Here is a 19182-nt window from a genome sequence, read left to right on the forward strand (position 1 = left end):
AACCTTTATTTTCTTTTATTACTCTTTTGGATGAAAGTAATTACAATGAAGCATATAGATTCTTATAGAATAGTCAAAGACTCTATATCCAAGACCTTACTCTAAACCTAACACGTATACTGACTACTTGGAAGCGCAAGTTTTCTATGATATTCATCAGCCGATTATTGAACGGTGTCGTCTCGGTGACCGAAAGGCTCAGTATGAGGTGTATAAGCTATACTCTAAGGCAATGTTTAATGTTGCCATACGGATCACTAATAACTATGCAGAAGCAGAAGATGCATTACAGGAAGCATTTCTAAATGCCTTTCAGCATATAACAAATTTTAAAGGAGATTCGACATTCGGAAGCTGGTTAAAGAAAATTGTAATCAATCAGGCTTTAGCTGTACTTCGTAAAAGACGGGTTCAATGGTCATCAATTGAAGAACATGATTTTGAAGAAACAAATGATTCAGGGGACGAAGAAGAGATGAACTTTCAAATTGATACAATTCGTAATGCTATACAATTATTACCAGAAGGCTACAGAGTGGTATTGTCTTTGTACTTACTGGAAGGCTATGACCATCAAGAGATCGCAGAAATTCTGAATATTAGCGAATCAACTTCTAAATCACAATATAGCAGAGCGAAACAAAAATTAATGCAACTAATAAAAAAATAAACATAGAGATCTTAATTCATTCTAAAAGAGAAGAGTAAACAAGAAATACCCTTATAAATAATAATTCTATGAGTAAGCTAGAGCAATTTATCAGAAACAACCGGCAGGAATTTGACACATTCGAGCCTGATTCTGATTTGTGGAAAGGAATAGAACAAAAACTAAATGAAAAGGAAAAAAAATCGATACGGCTGTTGTGGTTTCAAACACCTATGATGCGCTATGCCGCTGCAGCAATCATAGTATTTATAATGGGTTATGGTGTCTTTCAACTAGGCAGATATTCGGCAGGAGGCACACCAGAAGGCAGAGTAGCGACAGCAAATCCAAACGTAACCCAAATTAGTCCTGAATTAGCTCAGGCAGAGGCTTATTATACAAGTTTGATTAATGAAGAGAAAGCATTACTTGATCCTAAAGAAGTAGAGGCTCTAGGTCTAAAGGATGATTTCAATGAGGATCTGGTTGTACTTGATTCAACCTATAAAAATCTAAAAAAAGAACTGGTAACAGAACCTAATAAAGATCGCATTATAGCAGCGATGGTTAAAAATCTTCAACTACGGGTAGAAATAATCAGGCAGCAGATTGAAACACTTCAGCGTGTAAATAAAAATCAAAGAAAAGAACCCAAATCACTCAGTATATAATTACCACAGATGCTGGAAGGCTTAGATTCAAGGCGCCAAAACTATCCTGAGGCATCCTATGAAAACAGAGGTAACGTACAGACGAATACTGCGCTTATGCACAGCGTCTTACAGTAAGAAACAAATAGTTAGAGGTCATTCTCAGCATTTCAGTATTTAACAATTAAAAAGATGAGACGCAAACAGAAAAATAGCTGGTTTATAATCTTACTTATTCTGGGAGTATGCACGCATACATATGCCCAGGACAAGAAGGAAGAAACTTCAAAACGAAAATCCAAATCTATTACAAATTGCCAGGAAAAAGACTGGAGAACTATTGGAGAAGAAATAGGCACAACCTTTCGTGATCTGGGGATTCGGATTGGAACTGATGTGAGTATTGCAGCACGACGGGTTGGAGAAACCCTAGCTGAAGAGCAAACCTGGCAGGATGTAGGTGATCAGGTAGCTAATGTGGGTAGAGAAGTGGCGGATGCAACACAAGAGGCAATCTCTAATCATAGTTCTGATAGAGATACATACGCTCATCGTTATGACGAAGAGAAAACAAAAAAGTTTTCCAAGACCTTCAAACTAGGTTCTAACGACAGGCTGGCAATTGAAAACAAGTTTGGCAAAGTTCACATTAACACCTGGGACAAACAGGAAGCCTCTGTTGATGTGGTCATGATTGCCAAATCTTCCAATGAATCAAAAGCTCAAACCTTATTAGACAGAATAAATATTGTTGTCAATGAAAATTCATCCGAAAACGAAATTCTGGTAAAAACTCAGTTTGACAATATGAACAACTGGAGTGGTGGCAAGCAAAGCTTTGAAATTAACTATACTGTTAATATGCCACGTAACAATCCTTTGCGTATCAAAAACTCTTTTGGGGATACTTATGTGGCAGATATCAACGGCAAAAGTGATTTGCAATGTTCGTATGGAAGTCTAAAAGCTGAAAAACTCAATAATGCAGACAACTATGTAAAGGTATCGTTTGGAGATGGTAGAATAGGTTATTGCAAAAGTGGAGAAATCAAGGCTTCTTATTCAAACATGGAGATTACAGAAGGGAATAATCTAACCATTGAGAGCAGTTTTTCAGAACTGGAAGTTAGAAATATACAAGCAGCGAAAGTAAAGGCTAAATATGGTAGCGTAGATATGGGAACAAATGGCAAAGGTTTTAAATCTTTTGACATAGATGGCAGCTTTAGCGACATAGACTTGCGCATACCCTCTAGTCTAGGTTTTGACTTTGACATCAAAGTTTCCTTCGCAGATCTGGACTGGAACGAATCAGGAGCACATTTTACTTCTGTAGAAAAAAGTGGCAGTTCAAAAAATTATGTAGGTTCTTTTGGCAAGTCATCGGGTAGTAATATACGGGTAAGCTCCCGCTATGGAGATGTTGACTTTAAAATAAATGATTGATTTTTTATAGGTTTAGAGGTTACAAAATCCTAAAAACGGAGCAGATAACTGCTCCGTTTTTATTTACTCAATACTATTTTTTCACAGGTTTACTTGCCATATAAAATACCAGATTACCTCCATTCATGATATCAGAATGTGTAATGTAATGTTGAGTCAAAGGCTTTCCATTCAATAAAACCTTTTGCACATACACATTTTTATCGCTCTGATTTTTAGCTTCAATAGTAAACACTTTTCCATTCTCCAGTTGAATAGAAGCTGTTTTAACTGCTGGGCTACCCAATGAATATTGCTCTGATCCGGGACATACCGGGTAGAATCCTAGTGAGCTAAAAATATACCAGGCACTCATCTGTCCACAATCATCGTTTCCACCTAGCCCATCAGGTGTTGGATGATACATCTTCTTCAAAATCATACGAATGCGATCCTGTGTTTTCCAGGGTTGAGTTGTCCAGTTATACAGATAGGCCACGTGGTGTGCAGGTTCATTACCATGTACATAATTTCCAATAATACCATCCCGGGTAATATCTTCAGTTTCAGCAAAAAATTTATCAGGCAGATCCATCGTAAACAAAGAATCCAGATGAGGAATAAAACGTTTATCCCCTCCCATCAGCTGTATCATTGCTGCAGGATCATGTGGCACATAGAGACTATAATTCCAGGCATTTCCTTCAATGAATCCCTGGTTATGTGTACTCAATACATCAAATTGTGTTTTAAAACTTCCATTGCTCAGTTTAGGCCGCATAAAACCAATAGAAGCATCGTAGACATTTTTATAATTTAATGCCCTTTTGCTAAACTCTTCATACAAATCCATACGATTTAGCTTTTTTGCCATCTGGGCAATACACCAGTCATCATAGGCATATTCCAGCGTTTTGGAAACAGACGAAGAACTTTTGTCATCTGGCACATATCCTTGTTCCATATAATACCCAATCCCATCAAAACTCTTATGACGTGCGGTAGTAGCACAAGCTTCCAAAGCTTTCATCGCATCAAAGGGAGCATTGCCTTTCATAACAGCATCTGCAATAACAGGCACACTGTGATAACCAATCATACACCAGTTCTCGTTTGCATAATGAGACCAGACAGGCAGCATTTTATGTACACTCTGGTCATAATGTGCCAGCATGGATTGTACCATATCTGCATTCCGTTTGGGTTGCAATACATTAAACAGAGGATGTAACGCCCGATAGGTATCCCATAAGGAGAAGGTAGTATAATTGGTAAACCCATTGGCTTTGTGGATGTTTTGGTCTAATCCCTTATACGAACCATCTACATCCATATAGGTGGTTGGCCCCAGGAATGCATGATATACTCCTGTATAGAAGTTAATCTTTTCATCTGCATTCAACATCTCAACTGTCACCTTGCTTAATTCTTTGTTCCAGAGTGCCTGACTTTCCTGTTTTACCTGCTCAAAATTCCAGTGAGGAATTTCAGTCCGCATATTCAGTAAAGCCCCTTCTGTACTTACCGGAGATAATGCAAACTTGATTTTGATCTTCTCTCCTTCTGTCGTTTTAAAATCAAAATAAGCTCTTAATTGACGACCAGCCATCTCCGGAAAGTTATGCGCCTGGTCAAATCTTCCCCAGAAACCACGATATACTTCCTTCTTGGAATTATTCTGACTTCCGTATTGATAAAAAGGCTTAGAAAAGGACATGGCAAAATATACCGTACGAGTACGTGCCCATCCTGTAGTTTGTCTGTATCCGGTAATCAACGTATCGTTTTCAACCCGAACAAATGTCCAAACATTCTTATTTTCGTAATTATAGATACCTGCCATCAGATCCAGAATAATGTGTGACTGATCGGATGCAGGAAAGGTGTACTGATGGAAACCTACTCTGTTGCTGGCAGTAAGCTCTGCAGTGATATTATGATCATCCAGTTTTACTTTGTAGTAAGCAGGCTCAGCGAGTTCATTTGCATGTGAAAATGCAGATCGATAACCGCCAGCCGGATTATTGGCGGTGCCAGGATTTAACTGCAATGCGCCTGTTGTGGGCATAATCAGAAAATCTCCCAGATCGGAATGTCCGGTACCACTGAAATGTGTATGGCTGAATCCAACAATAGTACGATCATCATACTGATAACCTGCACAATACCGATACATATCCGGATTGTATTTTCCATCTTTTTCATAACTCAGTGTGTCAGTATCCGGACTCAGTTGCACCATGCCAAATGGTACGGTTGCACCTGGAAATGTATGTCCCATTTTTTGTGTACCAATAATGGGTTTTACAAATGGAATTAAATTGGGTGTGTTTTTTGTCTGCGCAAAAGCTGTTGATTGAAGCAGAATAAGTAACGAGATAAACGTTTTTTTCATTGAGGTTGTACGGGATTGAACTAATAAGAAAGCTGTCTTAAAATTGACAACATTTTCAATTATACACAATTTCCTCAACTATGTGATAACAAACTCAGGTTTTAGTCAATTCAGATGCAATGAGAAAATAGTTTATATCTTTTGAACTGTTGACATAACATTGTCACTGATGCATCTTTTCTTTGTATATCTATATAACTTTATCAGAAATACAAAAACCTTGCTTATGACCTCTACCCATCTGATTCATACCCGACTTCATAATCAACAACTTCTAACCTCATCCTTTACTAAACCAGAGGAAGTTGTACAGTGGTTGGGAGCTGTACAGGCACAGGATTATGCAGGAGCTAAATGGGCCATTGCACAACGTTGTCCGGCAATAACAGATAAAGCCATAGATACTGCATTAACAGATGGCAGAATTATTCGTACACACATAATGCGTCCTACCTGGCATTTTGTAACACCTGAAGATATACAATGGATTTTAGCGATTACATCACATAAGGTTAAGGCTCTGAATGCCCCCTATTGTAGCAAATATGGTTTGGAACGACCCTTTATGGAACGTTGTCTTAACCACCTGCAAGAAACGCTGACAGGTAATCAACAAAAAACCCGTTCCGAACTTCTTTTGTCCTTACAGGAGGCTGGATTATCTGTGACCCAGGAAGGAATTTCACACATTATGATACAAGCAGAACAAGAAGGGATTGTATGCAGTGGTGGATTAAAAGGAAAACATCATACATATAGGTTGCTATCTGAATGTGCACCTTTTGTAAATCCTTTATCCAAAGAAGAAGCATTGGCTAAACTTAGCTTACGTTATTTTACCAGTCATGGTCCTGCTACACTAAAAGATTATATATGGTGGTCAGGATTATCTGTCACAGATGCACGAAAAGGTTTGGCGTTGATACAATCCAATCTGGTACAAGAAACTATCGATAATCAAACATATTGGTTTGCAGAATCCGCATCTCCAATCAATGATGAATCAACCAAAGTATATCTGCTCCCTAACTACGATGAGTATATTGTTGGTTATGCCAATCGGGAAGTCCTCACAGACAAACAAACACAAATACCCAGGGGGAATATTCTCTTTAGCAACACATTGATTGTAAACGGACAGATAACAGGGACATGGAAACGAACACTGAGAAAAGCATCTGTACAGGTAGATATTACTTTATTCCGTAGTCTTAAAGAGAATGAGGAGCAGTCTCTCCATGAAGTAGCCCGACAATATGCTTCTTTTCTGGAATTACCAGAAGGTTATACCCTGAATATTTCCAGATGAAACAATCTAAATCAGTACCGATGAACCTGATATTTTAAAAACAGCAGTTGCTTCATCTCTGGAAGCTATAATAACTTCTGTGTCACCTGCATGTGCTTCAAACAATGCTTTTGCCAGCAATGGATTATTATTATTTTTTGACAAATGTGATAATAGCACATGGGTTAGATCAGACGATTTACATGTTCTGAAAAGTTCAAGTGCCTGATCATTTGACAAATGCCCATACATACTTCTGATACGTTTTTTCAAATAAGCAGGGTATCCGCCCTTGTCGAGCATTACTTCATCAAAATTAGACTCCAGAAATACAGCCTGACACTTTTTAAAATACTCAACTACATTATCGCAGCAGGTACCAATATCTGTAAGTATGCCAACAGTTACATCATTATAGGAAACAATAAAACTATGCGGATCTGCTGCGTCATGCAATTTTGGAAAAGCAGTGATCTGCAATCCGCCAATCTGAATAGGCTGATGAGCCTGAAAGGGCAGAGTAGTTAACCGTTTACCATACAAACCAGCTTGCTGCATTGTTTGTGGAGTAATATAGACAGGCAGATGGTATTTTTTAGCCAGAACAGGCAATCCACGTATATGATCCCAGTGTTCATGTGAAATAAATACAGCTTTTACCTGTTGCATAGATAATCCCAGTCGAGCCATACGAAGTTCAGTTTCCCGGCATGAAATCCCGGCATCTACTAATATGGCTTCGGTATCATTTCCGATATAGTAACAATTTCCATTGCTACCAGAATTAAGAGAGGCAATAAACAATGACATATGTATATACAAAGAAACTATTTTTTGGACAAATAGTCAAACCAGATGGTCCTTACTATTACTAGCAAATTATACAACCTACCAGTTAATCTAATGACAATAGGGGCTGTTTAGTTTCAACTTTTTCCTAAATAAAAGTATTGTTTGTGACAACCTTATGTCAACAGTCATTTCTGATTCTGCTGTAAAACAAACCAAAATGAAAATAGAGTCTATTATCGCATTAAAATCTATACTATTGCTTTATCAACTGTAGTGAAAGATTAGGAACAATCAAGGTATAATGTGGCGAAAGAGGTTGATGCCATTTCCAGCTAAACGGATATATAGATCCTGCCTGTAAAGATACAGAAGGTAAGGGCAACTTATACAAATCCTGTGGAATCTGAGCACTTAAAGAAAATGGAATTTCTTTCTGAAAGTAATTGTATAGTTTAATTAGTAACTGGTTCTTTCCTTTTTGCAGCGGCAATAGGATCATATCTTCCAGACTTTTAACCTTTTCAGGATTATTATGAATCAGCAATTGTTTTCCATTTAATAATACCAGTACAGCATCTCCACTGGTTATTCGGATTAAAAGAGATTGAGCTTCAGCAGATGTTATTTCCTGTAATACATACCAGGCTGTACTGGATTCAGAGGGAATGGTATAAGTTTCTCCTTGTTTCCATTCAGATTGTGGTGTCCAGGGTTTATTTTCCCAGGCTGCGGTGGTAGTCAGTTTGGTTACATCTCCATGTACCCCTTCAATTCCAGAATAGAAAGGTCCAGCCAGATAGAGTGGGCTCCAGATTAAAGCAGTCAGATTATTCTGTAACTTCACCACTTCTCTACCGTCTAATGTAATTTGCTGGGTTTTATCAGTAATCTGAATGTCTAATTTCTTTCCTTTCTCTTCCGCACTATAATAGAGTACAGGTGTCCATTTGCCTGTAGTTGCAGGTTGTACATTCCAGGATTCTTTTACGGTGCTTAGATAACGTGTATTGTAATCAATACCTGAGTTGCTATAATGCTTAAATGCATTGGTGGAGCTTAGCACAATCTCGTTTTGTCTTATTTCTTTAGTAACAGGAAATGGAGCAACTTTATATCCATTAGAAAATGTTATTCCGATAACCTGAAATTCTTTTGATACATCCAATCCTTCTGGCAATGTCAAAACAACACCATCTGATTTAGAACTCAGTTTAATCTTGTATTTTTTATTCCCTAATACCTCAACAGATTTTATTTTCCCTGTAAGCCCAGGCAAAACAATTGTATTATTTTGGGGTAGAGAAAGAAGATGCAGATACAATTTATCAGAACTGGATGTTACACTACCCCATTCAAAAGGTGTGTGAAATGGATCTGGATTAACTCCATATATGGCCTCACTATTCTTTTTCAGCCACTCCCCTGTTTTCAACAAAACTTCTTTTTCATAAGGAACAACCGATCCATCTCCCTTTGGACCAATATTCAGCAAATACTTTCCTCCACGACTTACTACCCGTATCAGACTGGTCAACTTCTCTTTCTGTTTCTCCTCCAAAGGAACTCGTTTCTGCCAGGAACGATACCCCCATGTCTCATCAAAAAAGGAAGCAGGAGATTGCCATGGCACCTCAATTACATAATCTGGTTCCTGATTATCACCCATTACAGTAAAATCACCCATATCATTTCCGATACGACTTCCTATCATACAGTCAGGTTGTAGTCTATGTACTAGTTCCCGCAATTCCTGACTTTGCTGTAAACTTTGTGATCCCATGTCAAACCATATTTCTGTGACAGAACCATAATTGGTAAGCAATTCTGTCAGCTGTTGTTTGTTGTATTCATGATGGGAAGGCGTTATTCTATCTGAATTATGGCTGGAGATTGGAGATGCTTCCGGATAATGCCAGTCTATGAGTGAAAAATAAAGCCCAAAGCTGATTTCATGGCGTTTGCAAGCATCAGAAAGCTCTTTCAGTACATCACGCTTAAAAGGAGTCGCATCTACTACATCAAAATCAGTACTACGGGTATTCCACATACAAAATCCATCATGATGTTTGGATGTGATTACAATAGAACGCATGCCTGCTTCTTTGGCAAGTAGAGCAATAGAATCTGCATTCCAATAGATAGGATTAAACTTTTTGGCAACGTTTGCATAGGTATCACTATAAATACCAGCATGTGCCTGTATTTGTTCACTTAGTCCCCGATCAATGGGCTTTCCATCCCATACACCTCCTAATACAGAATAGATACCTCCCCAATGAATAAACATTGAGTATTTCTGGTCTTTCCACTGCTTCAAAGCTTGCGGAGAAATCTGAGAGAAGGTTGAATGAGTATATAGAGTACAAAAGAATAAAAGAAAGAAAATATAATAATTCCTTTTTGTCATAGAAGTAAGTGAGGGTAGATCAACAGCAAGGTAAGGAGAGAAAGGGATATTCTCCAAGTTATGCTATAGTGATCTATCAAAAAATGCTAGTTCAGAAAAAGGAATCGTTCATTTCAAATCCTATCATCTAAAATAAATTTTGAAGGTTGTGCCTGCATCCACTTTACTCTCAACTTCGATCTTTCCACCCATAGCCTCAACCTGATTCTTTGTAATAAACAAACCAATACCTTTTGCATCCGGATTTCCATGAAATGTCTTATACATGCCAAATAATTCTCTCCCGTTTCCTTCCAGATCTATACCTATTCCATTATCTCCAATTTTTAATAACAGTTTTTCGTTTTCATAGAAAACATCCAATGAGATGATAGGTTCACGTTCCGGATGCCGATAGCGTATACCATTGGATATAAAGTTTAAAAGTATATTCTCCAGATAGGCAGGATTATAATCCACTGATACCAAAGGAGAAACATTATTGACAATTTTAACTTTATTTATATTGATATCTTTTGTGAGGGAAGAAACGGTTTTCTGAATGTAATCTCTCAGGTTCAGATGCTGACGTGGCTGATTCGGATTAGACTGAATATCCACTACCTCTACTAAGTGTCCAACAGTCTCACTTAATGATTTGGAAATACGATTCAGATAACCTACTGTTTGTTCCCGTTCATCCTGCATATTCTCGTCTTCCAGAAAAATAAGCATCATTTCCAAATTGACAGTATGCGATCGAAGGTTATGAGAAACGATATACGCAAAGTTAAGCAGGCGTTTGTTTTGCTCGTTTACAATATTCAACGCCTGTGTCAGTTCAGTCTCTTTGTTCTTTTGCCAGCTTATATCTGAGAGAGTGCCAATCATCCGAACAGGCTTCCCTTTTTCATCATACAAAATCACCTTTCCCCTGGATAATATCCACTGATAAGTACCATCTTTACGACGAATACGATACTCATTAATATACACATCAACTTCTCCGGAAAGATATTTATTTAGCTCTCTGTCATGTGGTAGACGATCCTGAGGATGTATACGCGTAGTCCATTCTTCTCTTTGATCTCCAATCTCATTGGTTTCATATCCTAGCATACTCTTCCAGCGATTGGAATAAAAAACCTGCCCCGAAGGTATATGCCAGTCCCAAACACCATCACCTGAACCTTCCAGGGCAAATTGCCAGCGTTGCTCACTTTCTATCAGAGCCAGCTCTGTTTTTTTGCGTTCTGTTATATCAGTAAGATAGCCATGCCATAACACGCTTCCATCTCGCTGTCTTTCAGGCTTTGCATTGCCTTGTATCCAGCGTATTCCTTTTTTAGGTAAGAGTACACGATATTCCTGTAACCATAGAGAAAGGGTCTGAAAGGACTCTTGAATAGAAGCTATCGTTCTTGCATAATCGTCGGGATGAAGTCGTTCTCTTACCAATGATCCTTTCTTTTTCAACTCTTCTGAGGTCAATTCATAAATATCCAGTACTCCCTGACTAGTGAAAGGAAAAGAAGAAGTTCCATCTGGAAAAAGCTGATACTGGAAAATTGCACCAGGTACTTGTGCAGAAAGCTTAGACAGTAAGGCATCCCGCTCAAGTAGTAATTGTTCAGAACGTTTCCACTCTGTAATATCCTGTATTTGGGAAATAAAATGTAACGGGGTCCCTTGTATATCTTTTACAAGGGAAACGTTTAGCAATGCCCAGATTATATTACCATTCTTATGAAAGTATCTTTTCTCAAGCTGATAGCTTTCAATTTCTCCTTTTATTATCTTTTCTACTAATAGAAGATCACCTTCCAGATCTTCTGCATGAGTCAGTTGTTGAAAATCTGTTAGCAGAAACTCCTCTTCTGTATATCCCAGCAGTTGGCAAAGACTCTTGTTTACACGCATCCACTTCCCTCCCAAGGATACCAGGGCCATTCCTACAGCAGAGTATTCAAAAGCTCCTTTAAACTGCTGTTCGCTAATTTTTAGTTGTGTATTTAATTTTCTTCGTTCTGTTACATCCCGAACGGCAACAGCTATCAATAGATCATTCTCCATCGGCAAAGGACTCAGACTAACTTCTACCAATAGTTCAGATCCATTTTTGTGGCAGGCAGCCAATTCCCCTCCACTTCCCATTTCTCTCAGCCCAGGAGATTTTACATATTCCAATCGATGTAGTTTATGCATGCCCACCATCTCAACAGGCAAAAGTATTTCGATTTCTCTCCCTATCAACTCTTCTTTCGTATATCCAAACAACCTCTCTACCTGCTTATTAACCAGCATTATCTCTCCTGAAGTAGTAACGACAAGAGTCGCCTCAGGAGCAGATTCAAATAAAATCTTAAACAGACCTTCCATTTACTTAAATAGTCTATGCAGCATTGTTTACACAGAAGTATAAACAGATGTAGAATTGATCCTTTTTATCGTCAAATAATGACATAGATAATGGATTATTTCAGTATTTACGATGACCAAAATCATCCAAAACCTGACTATCCATTTTATGCGTTAAAGTCTTTGGTAAGATCTTTTAAATGACTGATACTGATAAAAGTACGTTTATTTTACATCATTTAATAATTTATGAGATCGATACCTGACTTTCCTCCTGAATCTGCCTCACCTCCTTATTACCAGATATTTATAATTAATAACTTTTGTGCAGCAAGGGTAAATTGTTTTTTTTTCCATTTTCTTATAGTATCAGATAAAAGGATAAGAAAAAATAATTATATCACAAAAAATAAACAATTCCATAACACACATAACCATCTAAAAATTAGATATTTACATCATAAACATTCAATAATATACAGTATATTTTATTCATTTTTTTCTTTTACTTCTCTATCATTTATGATCGTATTAACACAAACCATGCGGGGGCTTGCCATTACACTTCTGGCAGGTCTCATTGTGACCAGCTGCACGCCCGAATTAGCCAACGTTCAAATACAACCTCCTGTTGATGACACTAGTATTTCTGCGGCGGCTGTTTCTTTATCACAAGGCTTTGAGGTAGGAACAACTAGTCCCAAAACAGCTTATGATGTATCGCCAACAGGATCATCCAGTGGTGACAATGTGACATTGCAGAGTAACTCCTGGAATTTGTATGATGCCTTGATTGGTAATCTAAGTGGAGATTTGAAAAGTGGTTCCTGGTCGGCACGTATTCGCAATACAGGTAAAATAACTATGTTGTTCAATGTAACAACAGGTATCAGTACGGTAAGCATTAAACATGGCACCTATGGAACAGATGCCAGTAGCCAATGGGGACTCTGGTATTCTGTCAATAATGGCAGTACATGGACCCAGACAGGATCTAACATAACCACAACGTCAACTTTACAAACCCAAACGTTTACCTTAAATATATCAGGCACCATTCGTTTGGAAATCCGGAAGTTGTCTGGCTCCAGCAACCGTATCAATATTGACGACATTATCATCAATGACAATGGTACAGGTGGTGGCACAACAGCCAAGAAGTTCTTGTTTGATGCATCCAAGCGTGAAAATGCAGGTAGTGCAGACTGGCAGATTGATGCTGATGGTACAGAAAGTGTGCCTATCTATACAGGAGGATCTACTACCGAAACTAAAGCACAACGGTATCCTACTCCTTCGTATACAGGCATCACATCCAGTACCAGCGAAACATACTGGAAAGGCGGGATGTCAGCATGGGCAGTAGAATTGGTAAAACGTGGCCATCTGGCAGAAACCTTGCCGAATGGTGGTGCTATCACCTATGGAGATGCTTCTAACGCTCAGGATCTGAGTAACTATGATGTATTTATGGTTATTGAGCCCAATCGGTTGTTTACATCTTCAGAGAAAACAGCTCTAATGAACTTTATTGCCAATGGAGGTGGATTGATGATGATTGCAGATCATACTGGTACCAATATATCTGGAGCAGATCCCAATGGATACAATCCTTCTGATCGTGATGGAGACGGCTACGACTCTCCTCGTGTATGGAACGATCTGATGACAAACAATGGAATTAATAACAATAACCCCTTTGGTTTTGTTGTAGATTTAGTAGATATCAGCGAACAACCTACAACAAAGGTATATACAGGAACCAATACAAACGCTCAGGCTGTATTGAATGGATCTGCAGGTTCTGCTACTAAGCTAGCCTTTTATAATGGCACAACTGCCACTTTGTATCCTTCCAATAACTCTTCTGTACAAGGTTTGTTCTGGCGTACAAGCAGCACATTAGGAGGCAATACAGGTATAATGGCCTTGTTGGCTACCTATGGAAATGGACGTATTGTGTTTGTAGGTGACAGTTCCCCTTCGGATGATGGTACAGGTGATACCAATGATAATTTGTTTAACGGCTGGTCAGGAGATGTTCCTTCTGGATACACTTCTCATCCTGCCTTACATTTGAATGCATCTCTTTGGTTAGCCAAAGTACAGTAAAAGTACCTATACCAGTATAGTATTGCCCGAAGAAATCAGCCAACAATAGATTAATGGCAGATTTTCTCGGGCAATTGCTTTAGTATACCACCACCTATCAAATCCCAAATACTTAAACCCGAAAGAGATTTTTCTATATTTACATTAGAAAAACCACTTATCGGCTGGACACTACTGTCCATTAAGCACTTTACAAAATAATAGTATGCATGAAGCTTTGCGAAAATATGTTGAAGAGTATTCCTCAATGTCCCTAACAGATAAAGAATTTGAGATCGTTCGTCAGGCTTTTACATTTAAAAAGTTACGCAAGAAACAGTATTTCCTTCAGGAAGGTGATGTAGCTAAACAAATGGCATTTATCCTCAAAGGTGCTATGCGCATGTATATCGTCAATGACAAAGGACACGAAACCATTATACAATTTGGTATCGAAAACTGGTGGATAGGCGACAGAGAAAGCTTTTTTATGCTTTCACCCTCCCCTTACAATATAGATGCAGTGGAGGATTGTGAATTGCTGGTACTGAACCAGGAACATCATCAGCAACTACTCAATGAAGTTCCGGCATTTGTAAAAATGGTTCGGGTACTGGACACAAAACATCACATAGCCACTCAAAAACGTATTCATGCTTCTATTGGAATGGATGCAGAAGAGAAATACCAGGATTTTGTCACCAACCACTCCGGCTTCCTGCAGCGATTTCCTCAAAACATGATAGCCTCCTATTTAGGCATTTCCCCGGAAACACTGACCCGAATCCGCAAAAAGTTGCTATATAAATAAGTCTTTATATCAAGTTCCAATTGATATATATCTAAAAATATAGTTGACATATATCAATTGCATTTTCAGACTTTTGTCAAGAGGAAAGAGGTAGCTATTCCCGAATTTTGCATTGTTCAATCGAGACAAACTATCACTTATATGAAAAAGAATATTTCTGTTACCTATAATGGTACACAGGCTACCGTTGGCAAGTTGCAAGTCAATCGAATGTTGCCTAACTATTATGCGAACACAGTGGGTCCGTTCGTATTTCTGGATTATGTATACCCCTACCAGCAAAAACCAGAAACTCCAGAAGCACCCGATGGAAAATTTGCCCATCCACACAGGGGAATTGCAACCTTTAGCTATTTATTCAGTGGTGAACTGGAACATTACGATAGTCAGGGAAACTATGGTATTGTCAGTGCAGGTGGTGCACAATGGATGAATGCGGGTAATGGAATAATCCATGATGAACATCTCAGTCAGGCGTTTCAAAAAAATGGTGGAGTATTACATTCTCTGCAATTCTGGGTCAACTTACCCGCAAAGAATAAAATTGAAGCTCCAGCTTATCTGGCTGTTCAACCTCAGGATATCCCTGAGATAGAATTGGCAGATGGTACTGGTAAACTTCGTGTTTTGATTGGTGACTATGAAGGCTATTCATCACCTGTAGTTACATTTACCAAACAGTTTATCTTTCACATTAGGATCAATCCCAATCAAACATTTCACTTTGAAGCCGAATCTGGTCTGGAATATGCAGCTTTCATTCCTACAACGTCAATTCAGATAGATGGGAATGAGTATGGAAATAGTGAACTGCTAGTTTTCTCTGAAGAAGGAACTTCATTGGATTTCACAAATACACATAACGAAGTTGTAGATCTGATCTTGTTTGGTGGTGAACGTTATCAGGAGCCTATTGCAGCCGAAGGACCATTTGTGATGAATAGCCGTTTGGAAGTAGCAGAAGCGTATCGGGACTTCTTTTCTGGAAAATACGGCAAAATAGAATACACCCATTAATTATACTTATATCCCTCCTCTTTTATTCAGGAGGGATATAGTCATATCATACATATCTATTTTTATTTTTTATCTATATGAAAATCGGAATTATTGGAGCCGGTAATATTGGTCAGGCATTTGCGAAACATGCAGTCACAACTGGCAATGAAGTAGTTATCAGCAACAGCAAAGGAGCTGAATCGCTGACAGGTATTAGACAACAGATAGGCAAAGGCCTAAGAGCCGGAAGCGTACAGGAAGCAGCCGAAGCAGATATTATCTTGCTGGCAGTACCCTGGGAAAAAGCAGAACAAGTCATCAAAAGCATATCATCCTGGAAGGGTAAAATTCTGCTGGATGCCACAAATGCTATTTCTTTTCCGGAGTTTAAACCATTGGATCTGGGCAATACTACTTCCAGTGAAATAATTGCCAGCCTGATACCTGATGCACATGTAATCAAGGCATTTAATACTTTACCTGCTGCACTTTTAACAGCAAATCCACAGGAAGGAGCGGGACACAGAGTTATTTTTTATTCAGGTGACAACTCCTCAGTTAAGGCTCAAATCGAAGATCTCCTTACAAAAATGGGTTTTGCAGGCATCGATTTAGGTACCCTAGCTGTTGGTGGCAAACTGCAACAATTTGGAGGTCCGTTTACAGCTAAAAACCTGTTAAAACTCTCCTGATTCTTTTTATACCTATTCTACTCCCATTTTGAGCGTTTTCACATTCAAAATGGGATTTTTTATATCTTTCCGCCTGAATATTTTTTTTCTAAAAAAAGTAGCAGGTTATGAATGCACATTTATTTAAAACAACTAACGGACTCTTATTACCCAATGCATTCCGCTGGTTTGTTGGTCAGAATCTGGTCTCTTTTGAACCCTGGCACTTTTGCTCTCAACTGGATGAATTTGCATTTGCTACTCAACGATTTCAACTGGAAAATTCTACTAAGAGGGAACTCATCACCATTCTCAGACGTCATGACAGAGATGACTTTGCAGGATTTGAAATCAAAGACAATCAGATTTGTGAGAATGTCATCTATTATCATCCCTCATTTCATAATACTCAATGGAATATCATCTGTGGTGAGTATAAAAACCTGTTTGCGTTTGTGCAAAAGGTAGTACTACCAGATATGGAGGAATGGGCTTCTACAGAAGATGCTGAGGAGTACTTTAATGACTGAATGTATTTATAGAACAGATCTACCGTAAAATAAATCACAATGAGTTTACAGGAATATACACTAAATCAGCCATTAGGAAGATACGAAAAGAACACACTGATATTTGGGAACCAGGTACGTATTGCATTTGACGAACAGGAAACTGCCCTATTTGATCTGGAAGAATATACACTTCAGATAGAAAACCGTCTGGATTGGGTAAAAGCCAACAAGGAACTTCTGGATGCAGAGTTGTTTGCACTTTATCCAGGCTATCTGGAAGATGAAGATGATTGGGAAGAAAATCCAATCTCAGAGCAAGAGTTTGTCAACAGAATACAGATCCAAGCAATCAATTTCTTTCAGGATTTAAGCTTTCAGATCTTCTACAATGACGGAGATACATTTTGGGGACACAGTATTATTATAGAAGTAAACGAAAACTGTGACATTGATCAAACAACAATATGGGGTTAACAACAAACATCTTTAAAGCATGTTTCTATGAAAATTGTTCCAGTGATCAAATACAAAAACATGGAAGAGTCTGTACTCTTTTATACACAAATTCTGGACTTTGAACTGAAATATGCAATCACTCCTCTCACCTTTCCTGTCGTCAATCTGATAAAAGAGGGTAGTGAACTACAATTATCAACCTTATCAGGAGACAGTGTATTTGGTATAGCTATCAATATCTATACCCAAAATGTAGATGCCCTCTTCCAGAAATATAGGGAACGTGGCCTTGATACATCTCAGCATATGAACTCTCCAGTACATCAGAGTCCAGTAGACCAGGATTGGGGTATACGCGAATTTTATGTAACTGATCCCAGTGGGAACACATTACGATTTGGCGAATCTATTCTGGAAAAATAAACAATATCATCTACCCAAAACACTATTGATCAAATATGTCAAAAAAACAAATCATCAAACTACTCCCGCTCATCATTTTAGTACTAACAGCCTTGATTTTAGTAATTACTCTAATCACAACAAATATGGTTTTTCAGAAAGAACATATTATAGGATTAGTCCTTCTCTCCATTATCATTGTCATTCAATATATCAAAACTCAAATAGGATATCAGGTGACAGGTATATTGTTATTTCTCGGGATATTCTCTGTCATCAGTTTTATACCTTCTGTTGTTTATATTCAGCTTGGTTTCCTACATATTGAGCCATTTAACCTGACGATTGCCTGTATCTATACATTTGTTCACAGACATGAATTACCAGACTGGTTAATGGACCTCTGGTATGGTTCATCTGTAAAGAAATAAGTATTCTGAGTTTCTACAGATAGATATTTAAGTAAAGAACATATAAAAAACAAATCAAATCCATAAATTACAAACTGATACACAGGCGCAAACCAAGTATACACCTATTGCCAGACTAACCTAACATCAGAGCAATCATGACTGGAACCTATGTTAAAAAAACAAAAGCAGGCAGACGATTTGCTATTGGAGATATTCATGGATGTTTTGACACATTCAGAGCACTGGTAGAAGATCAGATTGGCCTTACCCAAAGCGATCAGCTATTTTTACTGGGTGATTACATTAACCGGGGACCAAAGCAAACCAAAGTACTTGACTATATTATTCAGTTGCGTGCCAGTCAATATGAAGTATATCCTCTGCGGGGAAATCATGAACAAATGTTACTGGCAGACCGTTTGGATGAAATTATTCCTCCCTACAGAGACTTTTTCATAGAACTTCCTTATTACTACGAAACAGATCTTTTTTACCTTGTTCATGCAGGTCTTAACTTTTTGGCGTCAGATCCATTGGAAGATACCTATTCTATGTTATGGATGCGACAATCCCCTCTGCCAGATGAAGAATTTCTCAATCAACGTAAAGTAGTTCATGGACATACAATCCATTCTTTGAGTGAAATCTCATTAGCAATTCAGAATAGAGAACCCATACTTCCTCTGGATAATGGGTGTTATCGTGGATTACGGGAAACTGCTGGTGAATATGGAAATCTCTGTGCTTTGAACCTGGATAGTTTCGAACTTATTGCCCAAAAAAATGTAGATCGACAAGCATAACAACTCTTCCTTCTTTCTCAATTCACAGTCTATTCGACCAGATTCACAGTAGCACTGATTTATAAAAGAAAAAAGCCGATT

Annotated in this window: 17 protein-coding genes; 13 read left to right on the top strand and 4 right to left on the bottom strand. The window is 38.2% G+C overall.

Translation table 11 applies throughout. The features are described from left to right. Window positions 1-127 precede the first annotated feature (127 nt). The 3 genes from QNI15_RS15905 (at window position 128) to QNI15_RS15915 (ending at window position 2745) form a co-directional block, all read left to right on the top strand. Window positions 128-670: an RNA polymerase sigma factor gene (locus QNI15_RS15905; RefSeq protein ID WP_313984033.1), complete on the top strand. Its 543-nt coding sequence runs from the start codon at window positions 128-130 to the stop codon at window positions 668-670. Between the two features lie 68 nt (window positions 671-738). Continuing rightward, window positions 739-1320, top strand: a complete 582-nt coding sequence (locus QNI15_RS15910; protein WP_314032550.1) for a hypothetical protein — start codon at window positions 739-741, stop codon at window positions 1318-1320. Window positions 1321-1491: 171 nt separating this feature from the next. Further along, window positions 1492-2745, top strand: a complete 1254-nt coding sequence (locus tag QNI15_RS15915) for a hypothetical protein (RefSeq protein WP_313997159.1) — start codon at window positions 1492-1494, stop codon at window positions 2743-2745. A gap of 73 nt (window positions 2746-2818) precedes the next feature. On the opposite strand, the gene QNI15_RS15920 is transcribed toward QNI15_RS15915, so the two are convergent. Next, window positions 2819-5119: a GH92 family glycosyl hydrolase gene (locus QNI15_RS15920; protein WP_313984039.1), complete on the bottom strand. Its 2301-nt coding sequence runs from the start codon at window positions 5117-5119 to the stop codon at window positions 2819-2821. 226 nt (window positions 5120-5345) lie between these two features. On the opposite strand from QNI15_RS15920, the gene QNI15_RS15925 reads away from it, so the two are divergent. After that, on the top strand, window positions 5346-6428 hold the full coding sequence (locus QNI15_RS15925; protein ID WP_314032551.1) for a winged helix DNA-binding domain-containing protein: 1083 nt from the start codon (window positions 5346-5348) through the stop codon (window positions 6426-6428). A gap of 6 nt (window positions 6429-6434) precedes the next feature. On the opposite strand, the gene QNI15_RS15930 is transcribed toward QNI15_RS15925, so the two are convergent. From QNI15_RS15930 to QNI15_RS15940, 3 genes are all read right to left on the bottom strand, one after another. Further along, window positions 6435-7217: an MBL fold metallo-hydrolase gene (locus QNI15_RS15930; protein ID WP_313997152.1), complete on the bottom strand. Its 783-nt coding sequence runs from the start codon at window positions 7215-7217 to the stop codon at window positions 6435-6437. A gap of 235 nt (window positions 7218-7452) precedes the next feature. Next, window positions 7453-9606, bottom strand: coding sequence for an alpha-L-fucosidase (locus tag QNI15_RS15935; RefSeq protein WP_314032552.1), 2154 nt, complete (start codon window positions 9604-9606; stop codon window positions 7453-7455). A 123-nt stretch (window positions 9607-9729) separates the two neighbouring features. Further along, entirely contained in the window at window positions 9730-11964 is a 2235-nt protein-coding gene (locus QNI15_RS15940; RefSeq protein ID WP_313997148.1) for a PAS domain S-box protein, read from the bottom strand. Between the two features lie 501 nt (window positions 11965-12465). Here QNI15_RS15940 and QNI15_RS15945 point away from each other — a divergent pair. The 9 genes from QNI15_RS15945 (at window position 12466) to QNI15_RS15985 (ending at window position 19101) form a co-directional block, all read left to right on the top strand. Continuing rightward, window positions 12466-14055: a hydrolase gene (locus tag QNI15_RS15945; RefSeq protein WP_314032553.1), complete on the top strand. Its 1590-nt coding sequence runs from the start codon at window positions 12466-12468 to the stop codon at window positions 14053-14055. Window positions 14056-14260: 205 nt separating this feature from the next. Continuing rightward, entirely contained in the window at window positions 14261-14845 is a 585-nt protein-coding gene (locus QNI15_RS15950; protein ID WP_314032554.1) for a Crp/Fnr family transcriptional regulator, read from the top strand. Window positions 14846-14986: 141 nt separating this feature from the next. Next, window positions 14987-15862: a pirin family protein gene (locus tag QNI15_RS15955; protein WP_314032555.1), complete on the top strand. Its 876-nt coding sequence runs from the start codon at window positions 14987-14989 to the stop codon at window positions 15860-15862. Window positions 15863-15939: 77 nt separating this feature from the next. After that, the gene (locus tag QNI15_RS15960) at window positions 15940-16536 is read left to right on the top strand and encodes an NADPH-dependent F420 reductase (RefSeq protein ID WP_314032556.1); all 597 of its coding nucleotides are present in this window, start codon (window positions 15940-15942) and stop codon (window positions 16534-16536) included. Between the two features lie 107 nt (window positions 16537-16643). Beyond that, entirely contained in the window at window positions 16644-17045 is a 402-nt protein-coding gene (locus QNI15_RS15965; RefSeq protein ID WP_313997035.1) for a hypothetical protein, read from the top strand. 39 nt (window positions 17046-17084) lie between these two features. Further along, window positions 17085-17501: a DUF2262 domain-containing protein gene (locus QNI15_RS15970; protein WP_313997033.1), complete on the top strand. Its 417-nt coding sequence runs from the start codon at window positions 17085-17087 to the stop codon at window positions 17499-17501. Between the two features lie 27 nt (window positions 17502-17528). Next, the gene (locus QNI15_RS15975; protein ID WP_313997031.1) at window positions 17529-17906 is read left to right on the top strand and encodes a glyoxalase superfamily protein; all 378 of its coding nucleotides are present in this window, start codon (window positions 17529-17531) and stop codon (window positions 17904-17906) included. Window positions 17907-17941: 35 nt separating this feature from the next. Continuing rightward, window positions 17942-18316, top strand: a complete 375-nt coding sequence (locus tag QNI15_RS15980) for a hypothetical protein (protein ID WP_313997029.1) — start codon at window positions 17942-17944, stop codon at window positions 18314-18316. Window positions 18317-18453: 137 nt separating this feature from the next. After that, window positions 18454-19101 (top strand): metallophosphoesterase family protein, encoded by a 648-nt coding sequence (locus tag QNI15_RS15985; RefSeq protein ID WP_314032557.1) that lies wholly within the window; start codon window positions 18454-18456, stop codon window positions 19099-19101. Window positions 19102-19182 lie beyond the last annotated feature (81 nt).

Origin of the sequence: Xanthocytophaga flava (genome assembly GCF_030068545.1) — a bacterium.
GTDB lineage: Bacteria > Bacteroidota > Bacteroidia > Cytophagales > 172606-1 > Xanthocytophaga > Xanthocytophaga flava.

Coding starts and splice junctions, on each gene's coding strand:
- QNI15_RS15910 (WP_314032550.1), top strand. CDS start 739: ATGAGTAAGCTAGAGCAATTTATCAGAAACAACCGGCAGGAATTTGAC.
- QNI15_RS15915 (WP_313997159.1), top strand. CDS start 1,492: ATGAGACGCAAACAGAAAAATAGCTGGTTTATAATCTTACTTATTCTG.
- QNI15_RS15920 (WP_313984039.1), bottom strand. CDS start 5,119: ATGAAAAAAACGTTTATCTCGTTACTTATTCTGCTTCAATCAACAGCT.
- QNI15_RS15925 (WP_314032551.1), top strand. CDS start 5,346: ATGACCTCTACCCATCTGATTCATACCCGACTTCATAATCAACAACTT.
- QNI15_RS15930 (WP_313997152.1), bottom strand. CDS start 7,217: ATGTCATTGTTTATTGCCTCTCTTAATTCTGGTAGCAATGGAAATTGT.
- QNI15_RS15935 (WP_314032552.1), bottom strand. CDS start 9,606: ATGACAAAAAGGAATTATTATATTTTCTTTCTTTTATTCTTTTGTACT.
- QNI15_RS15940 (WP_313997148.1), bottom strand. CDS start 11,964: ATGGAAGGTCTGTTTAAGATTTTATTTGAATCTGCTCCTGAGGCGACT.
- QNI15_RS15945 (WP_314032553.1), top strand. CDS start 12,466: ATGATCGTATTAACACAAACCATGCGGGGGCTTGCCATTACACTTCTG.
- QNI15_RS15950 (WP_314032554.1), top strand. CDS start 14,261: ATGCATGAAGCTTTGCGAAAATATGTTGAAGAGTATTCCTCAATGTCC.
- QNI15_RS15955 (WP_314032555.1), top strand. CDS start 14,987: ATGAAAAAGAATATTTCTGTTACCTATAATGGTACACAGGCTACCGTT.
- QNI15_RS15960 (WP_314032556.1), top strand. CDS start 15,940: ATGAAAATCGGAATTATTGGAGCCGGTAATATTGGTCAGGCATTTGCG.
- QNI15_RS15965 (WP_313997035.1), top strand. CDS start 16,644: ATGAATGCACATTTATTTAAAACAACTAACGGACTCTTATTACCCAAT.
- QNI15_RS15970 (WP_313997033.1), top strand. CDS start 17,085: ATGAGTTTACAGGAATATACACTAAATCAGCCATTAGGAAGATACGAA.
- QNI15_RS15975 (WP_313997031.1), top strand. CDS start 17,529: ATGAAAATTGTTCCAGTGATCAAATACAAAAACATGGAAGAGTCTGTA.
- QNI15_RS15980 (WP_313997029.1), top strand. CDS start 17,942: ATGTCAAAAAAACAAATCATCAAACTACTCCCGCTCATCATTTTAGTA.
- QNI15_RS15985 (WP_314032557.1), top strand. CDS start 18,454: ATGACTGGAACCTATGTTAAAAAAACAAAAGCAGGCAGACGATTTGCT.